The following is a 13,231-nucleotide window of genomic DNA, read 5'->3' as shown; positions in this document are numbered from 1 at the left end:
GGAGTGCACATGAAGAGCGATCTCGGCCCAGGTCTCAGAACGGTCCGCGAGGCGAAGGGCCTGAGTCTGCGCGCGGTGGCGGCAGCGGTGGGCATCTCGCCGAGCCTGCTGTCGCAGGTGGAGACGGGCAAGACGCATCCTTCGGTGAGCACGCTGTACGCGATCGTGACCTACCTCGGCATGTCGATCGACGAGGCGCTCGGCACGAGCGCGACGCCCGTCATGCCCGACGAGGACGGCGACCTGCGCGGCCGGGCGCTGCCCCTCCCGGGCCCGCGCGTCTCGCCCATCCAGCGGGTGGAGGACAACCCCACCATCGAGATGGAGAACGGGGTGACCTGGCAGCGCCTCGCCGTGGGCGGTTACAGCATCGTCGACCCGCTCATCACCACCTACGCGCCGGGCGGGTCGAGCTCGATCGAGGGCCGGCTCATGCGGCACTCCGGCATCGAGTACGGGTTCATCCTCTACGGCGAGCTCACCCTGAAGCTCGACTTCGACACCTACATCCTGAGGCCGGGTGACTCGATGGCGTTCGACTCGCTGCGACCCCACCTCTACATCAACCACACCGACCAGGAGACGCAGGGCATGTGGTTCGTGCTCGGCCGCCACGAGGGCGACGACGGCAGCGAGCTGCTCGCCGAGCACGGCATCTCCCGGGCCGGAACCCGGCCGCTGAAATCGGCGGTCGACGTGCTGAGCGAACTCCATAAGGGAGACCAATGACGACCTCACCCCGAATCGCCGTGCTCGGCGCCGGAGCGAACGGCGCCTCCATCGGCGTCGACCTCACGCGCGCCGACCTCGACGTCACCCTCATCGAGCAGTGGCCCGCCCACGTGGAGGCGATGCGCGCATCCGGAGCCACCATCGTCATGCCCGAGGAGACACTGCACCAGGATGTCCGGGTGCTGCACCTGTGTCAGGTCGCCGAGGTGCGTGAGAAGTTCGACATCGTGCTCATGCTCATGAAGGCATATGACTCGCGCTGGGCGGCCGAGCTGATCAGCTCGGTGCTCGCTCCCGAGGGTCTTCTCGTCGGCGTGCAGAACGGCATGACCGTCGACACCATAGCCGACGTCGTCGGGCCGGAACGCACCATCGGGTGCGTCATCGAGATCACCTCGATGATGTTCGACCCGGGGGTGGTGCAGCGCCATTCCGCGCACGACCGCAGCTGGTTCGCGGTCGGCAGCATCCACCCGGCGACGGAAGGGCGGCTCGGCGAGGTGACCGCGCTGCTCGAGCACGTGGGGTCGGTCGAGGTGGTCGACGACATCAGGGCCGCCAAGTGGATGAAGCTCGTCAGCAACGCCACCACCCTCGTCACCACGGGCATCCTGGGACTGCCCATGGTGGAGGCGGCGGCCATCCCCGAGATGCGCGCGCTCATGCTGCGGTCGGGCGAGGAGGCGCTCGCCGCCACCGTCGCGCTCGGCAACCCGGTGCTGCCGATCTTCGGCCTCACCCCGGAGGCGGTCGAAGACCGCGCCACCGTCGTGGAGACGCTGCTCGACACCCTGCTCGGCGGTTTCGTCATGCCCGACTCGAAGACCACCGTGCTGCAGGACTGGATGAAGGGCCGGCGCAGCGAGGTCGACGAGCTGAACGGGCTGGTCGCCCGCACCCTGCGCGAGCACGGGCAGCCGGCGCCGGTGAACGAGGCCGTGGTCGAGCTCGCCCATCGCATCGAGCGGGGGGAGCTCGAGCCGGGGCCGCAGAACCTCGAGCTGCTGCGGGAGCTGGCAGGCTGAGGGCGGCGCGGGTCGGGAGCTGCGGCGCTCAGACCCGCGCGGCCGCCAGAGCGTCCACGAGCAGAGTCGAGTTGGCGGGGTCGGGCGTGAGCTCGCCGCGCTCGATGCGCTCGGCGATGGCCAGGATCGCCTCGTTCACGGGCACCGCGACGCCGAGCTCGCGGGCCCGCGCCACGACGTAGCCGTTGAAGGCGTCGAGCTCGGCGCGGCGGCCCTTGTCCCAGTCCTGCAGCACGGCGACCCGGGTGTCGGGGAGCGAGTACGACTCGAGCACCGACTCCAGGAGGTCGATGCCGTAGCTGTCGTCGCCCGGAACATCCGCCTCGGTCTTGCCGAAGATCGGCACCATGCCGATGCCGAGGGCCGTCGCCACCCGGTACGCCTCGCGAGAGGCCTCGTCCATCACAGGGCGCACGCCCTCGATGCCGGCCGCGGTGAGCAGCGGCACGTTGAGGATCGCCGACGGCAGCATCTCGGGGATGTTGGCGATGAGCTTCATCCACTTCGACGCCCTGATGTCGGGCGAGACCGAGATGCTCCCGGCGTGCCCGAGCGCTTCGACCACGCCGTCGAGGGCGGGGGTGTGTGCGCCGCTCAGGGTGCCCACAGTCAGCCAGGTGCCCGAGGGGGCTACCTGGCGCACCACGACTCCCGGCGTGAACATGTTGGCGGCGATGCCGAGCACCGCGCCCACCGTGCGCTCGGCGCCCACCACGTCGGAGACCGCGTCGATGGTCATGCCGTTCTGCAGCCCCACCACCACCGAGGTCTCGTGCAGCAGCGGCGTGATGAGCTCGGTCACCCAGCGTGTGTCGTAGCTCTTCACCGAGACGAAGACGATGTCGAAGGGCTCGCGCAGCTCGGCCACCTGGCAGAAGTGATAGGCGGTGATCGGCGTCGTCTCGGTGCTGCCGTCGGGCAGGTGCACCGTGAGGCCGCGTTCGCGCATCGCCTCCACGTGGGCGGGCCACTGCTCGATGAACGTCACGTCGAGGCCGGCGCGGATCATGTCGGCCCCCATCGAGGCGCCGTTGGCTCCGGTTCCGACAACAGCGATCTTCCGTGCGCTCATGCCCCCACAACTCCTTCGGTGTGTTCAAAAAGACTAAACACTAGCGTAGCTATGTTCACTCAGGCTGTCGATAGCGCTGGGTCGCCCCGACGTGATTTGCTAGGCGTGACGCTTCGACACGAAGGACCCGCGATGACCCCGACCGACACGTTCTCGAGCGACCGGCTGGGAGACCGGCTCGAGATCCAGCACCGGGTGCACCAGTTCTGCCGGGCCATCGACCGGCTCGATCTCGAGATGCTGCGCGAGGTCTACCACGCCGACGCCCACGACGACCACGGCGCCTACCAGGGCGGGGTCGACGGGCTCATCGAGTGGATCGCCGAGCGCCACCGCTCCATCGGCTTCTCCTCGCACCACGTCACGAACACCTTCATCGAGTTCGTATCCGACGACTCCGCCTTCGTCGAGACCTCCTTCCTGGCCTGGCAGAGCGTCAGCCCGGGCACCGGCGCTGCGGTCGATGGCGGAGGCAGCCAGGAGGCCATCTCGTCGGGCCGCTACGCCGACCATTTCGTGCGCAAGGACGGCCGGTGGGCCATCCAATCGCGCATCGCCATTCCAGGATCGCTGCTCGCCATGACCGAGCGTCTCGCCCCCGCCGGCACCCCCGAGCGGGGCTCCCGCACCCCCGACGATCCCGCCGAGCGCCTCCGCGCCCAGCTGGGCCTCTCCTAGCGCGGCTCGGCCGCCCCTCCGTCACGGGGGCGAACTTCTCGTGCAACAATCAGCACACCCGTGTTTGCGCAAGGAGGGCAGCTGGTATGGCGACGAAACGACCGACGATCGTCGACGTCGCCAAGAAGGCCGGGGTGTCGAAGTCGCTGGTGTCGCTCGTGATGCGCGAAGCGCCCGGGGTGAGCGACGAGCGGCGCGCAATGGTGCTGCGAGCCGCCGACGAGCTCGGCTATCGGGTGAACTTCGCGGCCCGCTCGCTCACCGCGAACCCCCGCTCGGGCAAGCTCGTCGGCTTCGTCATCCGCGATCTCGAGCAGCCCTGGGCCTCCGACGTGGTCGACATCATCAAGCCGATCATCGAAGACGCCGGCTACACGGTGCTGCTCACCCTGTTCTCGCCCACGAACGGCAGCCGCCGGCTCGACTTCTCGGCCCTCGACGTGCTGCGCGACCTGCGCGTGACCGGGTTGGTGTTCATCGGGTCGATGCACGATCATCCGGCCCTCAATCGGGTCGACTTCGCGCGGGCGGTGGTGTACTCGGGCTGGGGCCCCGACGGGCCGACCGCCGACGCTGTACGGGGCAACGACCAGCTGGGCCTGCAGCTCGTGGTCGACCATCTGGTGGGCCTCGGCCATCGCCGCATCGTGCACGTGAGCGGCATCCCCGGCGCCGTCGCCACCGACCGGGCCGACGGCTACCGCAGGGCGATGCAGCGCCACGGGCTCCGCGAGCACCTCTCGGTCATCCAGGCCGACTACACCATCAGCGCCGGGTATGCGGCGGCGATGCACCTGCTGCGCGACAATCCCGAACCTCCCACCGCCATCACCTGCGCCGACGACATGTCGGCGATGGGGGTCATGTCGGCGGTCGCCCACCTCGGGCTCGACGTGGCGGTGACGGGCTACGACAATATCGCCATGTCGGCGCTCAGCCAGATCGACCTCACCACCGTCGACCAGAACAACGCCGAGATGGCCGAGCGGTCGGCCCGGGCACTGCTCGCCAGGCTCGAGCAGCCGGGAGCCCCGTTCATGACCGACGTCGTGCGGCCGCGCCTGGTGGTGCGGGGCTCGAGCTTCAGGGGAGTGACGGCCTCCGGGCCGTCACCCGCGTAGCGCTTCCTCGGCGCGGGCGAACTCGCCGAGTGTCGCCGATCGGGCGGCGTCGAGCGCCTCCTCGAGCCCGCGGGCGCGGTGGGCGGCGGAGAGGATCTCGACACCCCAGGGACCGTCGAAGCCGAGGCCGCGGATGACGTTGATGAAGCCGGCGACGTCCCACTCGCCCTCGCCCGGCAGCATCCGCTCGTCGACCGTGTCGATCCAGAGGTCGGCCGGCTGTGCCGCCCGGGCGTCGTTGAGCTCGACGGCGAACAGGGTCGCCGGGTCGACGAACGCCGGGAGTTCCTCGATCGGCGTACCGCCGCGGTAGACGTGCCAGATGTCGATGCACAACCCCGCCGCCGGATGCGCGACCTCGCTGAGGAAGCGCTGGCCCGCCTCGATGGTGGCGAAGTTGGTCATCGGCAGCGCTTCGAGCGCCATGCGGGTTCCCGCATCGGCGGCCTCCTCGGCCAGCTGCCGGAACTCCCGCACGAGCAGCTCGTCGTCGACGAAGCCGCCCGAGAAGTCGCCCGCGCACTTGATGTGGATCGGCGACAGCGCCCTCGCCGCCTCGAACAACTCGCCCCGCATCTCGTCGGAGACGCTGCGCCGATCGCCCTCCGTCCACCAGTCGCCGAGGAACTCGAGCTCGAGGTGGCGGAGGCCGGCATCGTCGAGGGCGCCCTTGATGTCGGCGTAGTCGAGCGTGGTCAGCGCGGCCTTGAGGTCGGCGTGCACGAGGCCGAACCCCGACCATCCGGCGGCGCCGGCGGCACGGATGCGATCGAGCAGCGCGAACGGGCTGGTCTCGTCGCCGCGTTGCGGTGCGGCGTCGCCGGCCGTGGTCCAGCAGGATGCGATGAGCTCGGGTTCTGGCACGGAATCTCCTCGTCGTTGAGCGTCGGTGAAACGAATGCGCCTCAATGTATTTCCAGACTGAACATTTGACAAGCTCAGTTGAACGATGATGCAATCCTCACGCCGGGGCCCGACGGGTCGGCGACTCCCGCCGAGACCGGGCCTTCGGCCCCGCGGGCCTGGAATCCAGGCCCTTCAACGACGAAGGAGACACGAGATGGATCTCGGACTTGCAGGAAAGACGGCGTACGTGACCGGCGCGGCGACGGGCATCGGTCGGGCGACGGTCGAGGCGCTCGCCGCGGAGGGTGCTGCGGTCTACGCCGTCGACATCCAGGGCGACACACTGAGGGGCTACGTCGACCAGCTCGAGTCGGGCGAGGTCGCGGTCGGCGAGTTCGACCTGTCGACCGAGGTGGGCGTCGACGCGGCGGCGACCGCCATGCTCGAGCACGTCGGCTCGGCACCCGACATCCTGGTCAACAACGTCGGGGCGGGCAAGATGCTCGGCTTCGAGGAGATCGACGACGCGCTCTGGCACCGTACGCTCGAGCTCAACCTTTTCGCCATGGTGCGCACCTGCCGCGCGGTCGTGCCCCGCATGGTGGAGCGCGGCGGCTCGGTCGTGAACGTCGCCTCCGACCTGGCGCGCCAGGCAGAGCCGGTGATCGTCGACTACGCCGCGAGCAAGTCGGCGATGCTGAGCGTCAGCAAGTCGCTCGCGCTCACCTACGCGCCCTCGGTGCGGGTGAACTCGGTCTGCCCCGGCCCCATCTGGACCCCGTTCTGGTACGCGCCGGGCGGTTTCGCCGAGACCATGGAGAAGACCTACGGCGCCGAGGGGCAGGAGGCGATCGACGCCTTCATCGCCGACCGCGGCATCCCGCTCGGCCGCATGGGGCTTCCCGAGGAGGTCGCCCGCACGATCGTGTTCCTGGCCTCGCCCGCGGCCTCGTACACCACCGGCTCGGTCTACGGCGTCGACGGCGGCACGATCCGTGCCACGGCCTGATCGGGACTTGACATGGCAGGAATGGAACGGTCTACTGGAACGGTCTATTCAGGCCCGACCCTGTCGCACCACGAACAAAGGAGTTCACGGATGAACCACGCACGTCGTCACCGGCCCCGCCGACTCGTTCCGGTGCTGCTCACCGCAGCACTCGTCCCCGCCGTCCTGGCGGGCTGCAGCAACACGCCCATCGGCACCGGAGGCGGCTCGACCGCCTCCGGCGACTCCGCCACGGTGGGTCTCGCCGGCTCGTTCCTCACCAACCCGTTCCAGGTGGTGCTGGTCGACGGCATCGGCGTCGACTCCGAGAAGATCGGGCTCGACCTGCTGCCGGCCACCAACGCCGACGCCGACCCCGCCCAGCAGATCACCGACATCCAGAACCTGCTGGCCCAGAACGTCAACGGCCTCATCGTGGTGCCGGTCGACTCGAGCGCGGTCATCCCGGGCATCGAGCAGGCGAACAACCAGAACGTGCCGGTGGTGACCGTCGACGTGGCGCCGAACGGCGGCGACGTCTACATGGTCGTGCGGGCCGACAACTACTACATGGGCACCGCGGCCTGCGAGGCCATGGGCGAGGCGATCGGCGGAACCGGCACCGTGCTCAACCTGCAGGGCGACCTCGCCTCGGTGAACGGCCTCGACCGCTCCGACGGGTTCACCGACTGCATGACCGAGAAGTTCCCCGACGTCGAGGTGATCTCCCGGCCCACCAACTGGGTGGCCCAGGAGGCTGCCGACGCGGCGCAGGCCGTGGCCTCCACCACCGACCTCGCGGGCATCTTCATGGCCAGCGACACGGTGATGGGCCCGAGCATCGCGCAGGTGCTGCAGACCCAGGGCAAGTGGACGACGTCTGACGACCCGAACCACATCTTCCTGGCCGCGATCGACGGCGGCAGTGACGCCCTCCAGTTCGTGCGCGACGGCTACTTCGACGCCGTCGTGTCGCAGCCGGCCGACCTCTACAGCAAGTACTCGACCCAGTACATCAAAGACGCGATCGACGGCAAGACCTACGAGGCCGGCCCCACCGATCACGACAGCGAGATCGTCGAAGACGAGAACGGCATCCTCGAAGACCTGCTGCCCTCGCCCGTGGTGACGAAGGACAACGTCGACGACCCCGCCCTCTGGGGCAACTCACAGGGCTGACCGGAACCGGAGGAGGAGGCATGATGACGACGACCCAAGGCCTCGAACGCGGCGACATCGCCGTGCGCATCAGCGGGCTCACGAAGATCTACGGGTCGACCCGTGCGCTCGACGGCGTCGACCTCACGGTCGCCGTGGGCGAGTCGCGGGCACTGCTCGGGCGCAACGGGGCCGGCAAGTCGACGCTCATCGGCCTCCTCTCCGGGCTCGGCCGCCCCGACGGCGGCACCATCAGCGTGCTGGGGGCCGACGGGGTGATGGAGGGCGCGGGCTCCGACGCGATCGGCTGCGTCTACCAGAAGTCGACCCTCATTCCCGGGCTCACCGCCGCCGAGAACATCTATCTCGGGCGCTACCCGACCGGCCGGCTCGGCGGCGTGGCCTGGCGGAAGCTGATGACGGATGCGCGCACCCTGCTCGACGAGTGGGGGATCGGGAGGGTGGCCGACCGGGTCGCCGACCAGCTCGAGCCCGTCGAACGCAAGATCGTCGAGATCTGCCGGGCCCTCTCGCAGGGCCCCAAGGTGCTGCTGCTCGACGAGCCGACCGCCGGTCTCGACGAGGGCGGCAGCCAAGAGCTGTTCGCGAAGATCGCCGAGGCGCGCGGCCGCGGCGTGACCGTGATCTACGTCTCGCACCACCTCGAGGAGGTGTTCGAGGTCTGCGACTCCGTCACCATCCTCCGCGACGGCACCGACGTGCTGCACGCGCCCGTCTCCGAGATGACGATCGACTCGATCGTCGACGCGATGGTCGGCCCCGCGCTCACCGACTCGCTCGCCGCCGACCCGGCGGCACGGCGGCGCGCGGAACTCGGCGCCACCGTGCTCGCGGTCGAGGGCGTGTCGGTCGACGACGTGGTGGAGGACTCCGACCTCGTGCTCCGCCGCGGGGAGTGCCTCGGCCTCACCGGTCTCGACGGGGCGGGCCACGTGCACCTCGCCGAGGCCATCGCGGGCCTCACCGTCCCCACCGCCGGAGTCATCACGCTGGAGGGCCGCCGCATCTCCACTTCCTCGATCGGGGCCAACATCCGTGCCGGCGTGGGCTACGTGCCCGAAGACCGGCACGAGAGCGGGTTCATCCCAGCCCTGAGCGTCGAGGAGAACGCGACGATGACCATCTTCGACCGCATCCGCAACCGCGCCGGCCTCATCAGCGCACCGCGGCGGCGGCAGTACTACGACCGCCTCCAGGCCGCCTGGAGCATCAAGGCCGCGAGCCCGACGCAGCCGATCGAGGAGCTGAGCGGCGGCAACCAGCAGAAGGTCGTGCTGGCCCGGGCACTCGCCTCCGACCCCGCCGTGCTCGTGCTCATCAACCCCACAGCGGGTGTCGACGTCTCGGCGAAGGCCTCGATCTACGAGTCGATCGCCGAGCTCACGGCCGCGGGGCGCTCGGTCGTCGTCGTGTCGAGCGACGACGCCGACCTCGCCGTCTGCGACCGCGTGCTGGTGATGTTCAAGGGTCGCGTGCACGCGCAGCTCGCCGCCGGCTGGGACGAGCGGGAGCTCGTCGCCGCCGTGCAGGGGGAGGCGGCGGCATGACCCGCGAGACGAGCACCCCCACCAGACGTCCCCGAACGACCAGCGATACCCAGAAGGTGACCCAGATGACAGATCAGACGGCGGTCGCCACCGCCCCGCGGCGGACGCCGCTCGCCGACCGCTTCGGCGGTCTCCGTGAACTCGTGCTGCTGCCCGTGATCGTCCTGGTCATGATCATCGGCTCGATCCTCACGCCCAACTTCTTCACCGTCAACAACCTGGTGAACAACGTGCTGGTCACCTCGGCCGTGCTCGGCGTCGTCGTCATCGCAGAGAGCATGATCCTCATCGCCGGCTACTTCGACCTGTCGCTCGAGTCGACGGTCGGCCTCGCGCCCATGCTCGCCGCCTGGCTGGTGCTTCCCGCCGCGGTCGGCGGTTCGGGGCTCGGTCTCTCGCCCTGGGCGGCGTTCGGGGTGATGTTCGTGGCGTCGATAGCGATCGGCCTGTTCAACGGCTTCCTCATCGCGGTGCTCCGCCTGAACGCGTTCATCGTCACGCTCGCGATGCTCATCTTCCTCCGCGGCCTCACCCTCGGCATCTCCGGCGGTCAGACACTCTCCGGTCTGCCTCCCGAGTTCACCGCGCTCGGCAACTCCTACATCGTCGGCATCTCGGTGCAGGTGTGGATCGTCGTCGTCGCCTTCGTGGTGGTCGCGCTGTTCATGCGCAAGCACCCGGTGGGCCGCAAGATCTACGCCATCGGCGGCAACGAGGAGGCGGCGAAGGCGGCGGGCATCAACACCGTGCGCATCACTATCGGCCTGTTCGTGCTCGGCGCGATGCTGGCCGCCCTCGCCGGGCTCATGCTCACCAGCCGCATCGCGTCGGTCACCGCCAACCAGGGCGACGGCATGATCTTCACCGTCTTCGCCGCCGCGGTCATCGGAGGCATCTCGCTCGACGGCGGTCGAGGAAGCATGATCGGTGCGGCGACCGGTGTGCTGCTGCTCGGCATCATCCAGAACATCCTCACCCTCACCAACGTGCCCTCGTTCTGGATCAGCGCCATCTACGGCCTCATCATCCTCGCCGCCCTCGTCTTCGGTCACTTCTCGGGCCGCCTCAACCTGCTCCGCTCCGCGAAGCTGCGTCGCGCATGAGCGGCGAGCACGAAGCGACGCCCTGGCCCACGGGCGACATGGCGGGTCTGCAGTTCGTCGCGCCCGGCCGGGCCGAGTGGATGCGCGTGCCGGTTCCCGAGGAACGCGCGGGCCAGGTGCTGGTCGAGGTGGAGCGTCTCGGCATCTGCGGCACCGACGAGCACCTGTTCTCGGGTCACTCCGCATATATAAGGAGTGGACTCACCACGTACCCCTTCCAGCCGGGTCACGAATTCGTCGGGCGAGTCGTCGCCGTGGCGCCCGGAGTGCGGTCGGTCGCCGTCGGCGACCGCGTGGTGGGCGAGCCGTTCCTGCCCTGCCTCGCCTGCCCGGTCTGCCGTTCGGGCGCCATCAACCTGTGCCCGAACCGGGCCGAGCAGGGCGTGCGCGGCAACGTGCCCGGGGCCGCCGCGCGGTACGTGCGCACCCCCGCCGCCAACCTCGCCGTCGTGCCCGAGGGCGTCGGCCCCGACGCCGCCGTGCTCGCCGAACCCTCCGTCACGGCGCTCGGCGCTCTCGAGGCGATCGCGGTGATGCCGGGCGACGAGGTCGCGGTGATCGGCACCGGAACCATCGGGCTCCTCGTCGTGCAGATCGCCTCAGCCCTCGGCGCGCGGGTCACCGCCGTCGGCATCGACGAGCACGGGCTCGCCCGCGCCGAGGAGTGCGGTGCCATCGCCGTGGCCCGCCCGGAGGAGGCCCCGGGCGACCGTTTCGACGCGACGGTCGAAGCATCCGGAGCCTCACCGGCGTTGCTCACCGCCTCGAGGATCACGGGGCCCGGAGGTCGCATCGCGCAGGTCGGCATCCCGGGCGGCGCCGACGTGCCGGTCGACGGCTCGTCGATCGTCGCCAAGGGTCTGACCATCACCGGTGTGCTGGGCGGGGTGTCGCACCTGTCGAGGGCGGTGGGTCTCATCGCCGCAGGTGTCATCCGGCCTGAGCTGCTCATCCGTCACGTCATCGGCTGGGAGGAGGCACCCGACGCGTTCGGAGTGCCGGCGGGTGAGGCGAAGCCCAAGGTGCTCGTCGACCTCTCGGCGCTGGCTGCGCTCTCGGGCGACGGAGCGGCCGACCACGCTGCCGGAGCCGGTGCCGAACGAGGCGCCGCGTGACCGGGGACAGGGTTCTCGGCGAGGGCTCCGGACACGTCGGAGCCGTGATCGTCGACCGCGACCCGACTGGAGCCGTCGGGGTGAGCTACGGGAGCCGCCCGCGACCGGTGCCGGGCGAGGGCGAGCTGCTCGTGCGCCCCGCCTACGTCGGCATCTGCGGTTCCGATCTCGAGCAGCTCCACGGGGGCATGCCCGAGTCGTTCGTCATCGCCTACCCGCACGTGCTCGGCCACGAGTGGGCGGGCGAGGTGGTCGAGGTCGGCCCCGGGGCCTCCCGGTTCTCCGTCGGCGACCGCGTGCTCGGGCATGGCGACCTGGGCGGCAACGCGTGGTTCGGGGTCACCCACGACGGGGCGATGGCCGAGCTGTTCGCCGTCGCCGAATCGATGTGCTTCGCGGTGCCGGCCTCGGTCGACCTGAAGACGGCCGCCATCATCGAGCCGTTCGTGTGCGTGTACACCGCGCTGCAGCGGGTCGGCGGAGTCACGGCGGCCGACACCGTGCACGTGCACGGCCTCGGAGCCATCGGTCTTTCCGCGGTCATCCAGGCGGCGACCGCGGGGGCCGAGGTCGTCGTCTTCGACCCGAGCCCGCCCCGCCGGGCGCTGGCGCTCTCGCTCGGGGCGGTTCTCGCGGTCGATCCTCTGGGCGTCGGCGAGGATGCGCGGGTGGGCGGCGCGCCCGACGAGCAGCCTCTCGACGTGGTCGAGCGGGAGACCGGCAGGCGTCTCGCGGATCTCGTGGTCGAAGCATCCGGAGCCCCGTCGGCCCAGGCCGCAGCGCTCGAGAGTGCCGACGACCGGGGGAGGGTGCTGCTCATGGGCGTCTCGGTGCCGCGCGCCGCGCCGACGCGGCTCGGCCTCGTGCAGCAGCGCGGGCTCACCGTCTCGAGCTCGACCGGGGCGCCGCCGGAGTACTGGGCGCCCGCCATCAGGTTCGTCGAGCGACGGGGCATCGACCTCAGCGTGCTCGTGTCGTCGACGCTCGACTTCGCCGACATCACCGAGGCCGTGAGACGCGCCGAAGACTCGCGCGCCGAGATCAAGGTGCTCGTCCGACCAAGCGCTTCGCCCACCACCACCGCAGAGAACGGAGACTGACATGAGACTCGCCAACAAGGTCGCGATCGTGACAGGAGGGGCCAGGGGCATCGGCCGGGCGACCGCCGAGCTGTTCGCCGAGGAGGGCGCTACGGTCGTCGTCGCCGACCTCTCCCTCGACACGCCGCTCGCCGAGGGCATCGAGTTCGTCGAGCACGACGTGACCGACGAGGACTCCTGGCGCGAACTCGTGGCGGGCGTGGTCGCCCGGCACGGTCGCGTCGACGTGCTGTTCAACAACGCGGGGACGGTGGGGTCGTACGAGCCCATCGACACGATCGACCCCGAGGTGTGGAAGCGCATCGTCGACATCAACCTGAACGGATGCTTCTACGGGGTGCGCCACGTCGTGCCCGTGATGCGCGAGAACGGAGGCGGGTCGATCGTCAACACCTCGTCGATCTGGGGGATCGCCGGCGCGGCCGGGGTGTCGGCCTACACGGCGAGCAAGGCCGCGGTGCGGTCGCTGTCGAAGAACGTCGCCCTCTCGTACGTCGGCGACGGCATCCGCTGCAACTCCGTGCACCCCGGCATCATCGACACCCCGATGATCGAGGCGCAAGACGCGGGCGTGACGGCGGGCATCGTCGACATCACCCCGATGAAGCGGCTCGGCAGTCCGCGGGAGATCGCGTACGGGGTGCTGTTCCTCGCCAGCGACGAGTCGTCGTACATGACCGGCTCGGAGCTCGTGATCGACGGGGGCTACACGGCGCAGTGAGTCG

13 protein-coding genes are annotated in these 13,231 nt (G+C 70.0%); 11 read left to right on the top strand and 2 right to left on the bottom strand.

What is annotated here, in order from left to right; translation table 11 throughout:
• The first annotated feature begins 9 nt into the window (after positions 1 to 9).
• Positions 10 to 729 (top strand): helix-turn-helix domain-containing protein, encoded by a 720-nt coding sequence (locus HL652_RS15830; protein ID WP_171706200.1) that lies wholly within the window; start codon positions 10 to 12, stop codon positions 727 to 729.
• A complete protein-coding gene (locus HL652_RS15825) occupies positions 726 to 1,757 on the top strand; it encodes a ketopantoate reductase family protein (protein WP_171706199.1) in 1,032 nt (343 codons plus the stop codon). Before HL652_RS15830 ends, HL652_RS15825 begins: the two co-directional genes overlap by 4 nt.
• A 28-nt stretch (positions 1,758 to 1,785) precedes the next feature.
• Here the strand turns inward: HL652_RS15825 and HL652_RS15820 are convergent, their stop codons facing one another.
• Positions 1,786 to 2,829, bottom strand: coding sequence for a ketopantoate reductase family protein (locus tag HL652_RS15820; protein ID WP_171706198.1), 1,044 nt, complete (start codon positions 2,827 to 2,829; stop codon positions 1,786 to 1,788).
• A 132-nt stretch (positions 2,830 to 2,961) separates the two neighbouring features.
• Between HL652_RS15820 and HL652_RS15815 the strand changes: the two genes are divergently transcribed.
• Together HL652_RS15815 and HL652_RS15810 are read left to right on the top strand one after the other, a co-directional pair.
• Positions 2,962 to 3,507 carry a nuclear transport factor 2 family protein gene (locus tag HL652_RS15815; RefSeq protein WP_171706197.1) on the top strand — a complete coding sequence of 182 codons (546 nt, stop codon included), beginning with the start codon at positions 2,962 to 2,964 and terminating at the stop codon, positions 3,505 to 3,507.
• Between the two features lie 86 nt (positions 3,508 to 3,593).
• A complete protein-coding gene (locus HL652_RS15810; RefSeq protein WP_171706196.1) occupies positions 3,594 to 4,628 on the top strand; it encodes a LacI family DNA-binding transcriptional regulator in 1,035 nt (344 codons plus the stop codon).
• Here the strand turns inward: HL652_RS15810 and HL652_RS15805 are convergent.
• Positions 4,617 to 5,492 (bottom strand): sugar phosphate isomerase/epimerase family protein, encoded by an 876-nt coding sequence (locus tag HL652_RS15805; protein WP_171706195.1) that lies wholly within the window; start codon positions 5,490 to 5,492, stop codon positions 4,617 to 4,619. The two genes, HL652_RS15810 and HL652_RS15805, sit on opposite strands and share 12 nt — an antisense overlap.
• A gap of 196 nt (positions 5,493 to 5,688) precedes the next feature.
• On the opposite strand from HL652_RS15805, the gene HL652_RS15800 reads away from it, so the two are divergent.
• From HL652_RS15800 to HL652_RS15770, 7 genes are all read left to right on the top strand, one after another.
• Entirely contained in the window at positions 5,689 to 6,483 is a 795-nt protein-coding gene (locus tag HL652_RS15800; RefSeq protein ID WP_171706194.1) for an SDR family NAD(P)-dependent oxidoreductase, read from the top strand.
• A 90-nt stretch (positions 6,484 to 6,573) separates the two neighbouring features.
• Entirely contained in the window at positions 6,574 to 7,641 is a 1,068-nt protein-coding gene (locus HL652_RS15795) for a sugar ABC transporter substrate-binding protein (protein WP_171706193.1), read from the top strand.
• 20 nt (positions 7,642 to 7,661) lie between these two features.
• Positions 7,662 to 9,188, top strand: a complete 1,527-nt coding sequence (locus HL652_RS15790) for a sugar ABC transporter ATP-binding protein (protein WP_171706192.1) — start codon at positions 7,662 to 7,664, stop codon at positions 9,186 to 9,188.
• Between the two features lie 65 nt (positions 9,189 to 9,253).
• Positions 9,254 to 10,291: an ABC transporter permease gene (locus HL652_RS15785; RefSeq protein WP_171706191.1), complete on the top strand. Its 1,038-nt coding sequence runs from the start codon at positions 9,254 to 9,256 to the stop codon at positions 10,289 to 10,291.
• Entirely contained in the window at positions 10,288 to 11,406 is a 1,119-nt protein-coding gene (locus HL652_RS15780; protein WP_171706190.1) for a zinc-dependent alcohol dehydrogenase, read from the top strand. Before HL652_RS15785 ends, HL652_RS15780 begins: the two co-directional genes overlap by 4 nt.
• Positions 11,403 to 12,506, top strand: a complete 1,104-nt coding sequence (locus HL652_RS15775) for a zinc-dependent alcohol dehydrogenase (protein WP_171706189.1) — start codon at positions 11,403 to 11,405, stop codon at positions 12,504 to 12,506. The genes HL652_RS15780 and HL652_RS15775 overlap by 4 nt, the downstream gene beginning before the upstream one ends.
• A 1-nt stretch (position 12,507) precedes the next feature.
• The gene (locus HL652_RS15770) at positions 12,508 to 13,227 is read left to right on the top strand and encodes an SDR family NAD(P)-dependent oxidoreductase (protein WP_171706188.1); all 720 of its coding nucleotides are present in this window, start codon (positions 12,508 to 12,510) and stop codon (positions 13,225 to 13,227) included.
• The last annotated feature ends 4 nt before the right edge of the window (positions 13,228 to 13,231 follow it).

Origin of the sequence: Herbiconiux sp. SALV-R1 (assembly GCF_013113715.1) — a bacterium.
Lineage (GTDB): Bacteria > Actinomycetota > Actinomycetes > Actinomycetales > Microbacteriaceae > Herbiconiux.
Note: the sequence above shows the minus strand (reverse complement) of the source record. Positions and strands in the feature narration are given on the sequence as shown.

Coding starts and splice junctions, on each gene's coding strand:
- HL652_RS15820 (WP_171706198.1), bottom strand. CDS start 2,829: ATGAGCGCACGGAAGATCGCTGTTGTCGGAACCGGAGCCAACGGCGCC.
- HL652_RS15785 (WP_171706191.1), top strand. CDS start 9,254: ATGACAGATCAGACGGCGGTCGCCACCGCCCCGCGGCGGACGCCGCTC.
- HL652_RS15825 (WP_171706199.1), top strand. CDS start 726: ATGACGACCTCACCCCGAATCGCCGTGCTCGGCGCCGGAGCGAACGGC.
- HL652_RS15795 (WP_171706193.1), top strand. CDS start 6,574: ATGAACCACGCACGTCGTCACCGGCCCCGCCGACTCGTTCCGGTGCTG.
- HL652_RS15770 (WP_171706188.1), top strand. CDS start 12,508: ATGAGACTCGCCAACAAGGTCGCGATCGTGACAGGAGGGGCCAGGGGC.
- HL652_RS15830 (WP_171706200.1), top strand. CDS start 10: ATGAAGAGCGATCTCGGCCCAGGTCTCAGAACGGTCCGCGAGGCGAAG.
- HL652_RS15790 (WP_171706192.1), top strand. CDS start 7,662: ATGATGACGACGACCCAAGGCCTCGAACGCGGCGACATCGCCGTGCGC.
- HL652_RS15780 (WP_171706190.1), top strand. CDS start 10,288: ATGAGCGGCGAGCACGAAGCGACGCCCTGGCCCACGGGCGACATGGCG.
- HL652_RS15810 (WP_171706196.1), top strand. CDS start 3,594: ATGGCGACGAAACGACCGACGATCGTCGACGTCGCCAAGAAGGCCGGG.
- HL652_RS15815 (WP_171706197.1), top strand. CDS start 2,962: ATGACCCCGACCGACACGTTCTCGAGCGACCGGCTGGGAGACCGGCTC.
- HL652_RS15800 (WP_171706194.1), top strand. CDS start 5,689: ATGGATCTCGGACTTGCAGGAAAGACGGCGTACGTGACCGGCGCGGCG.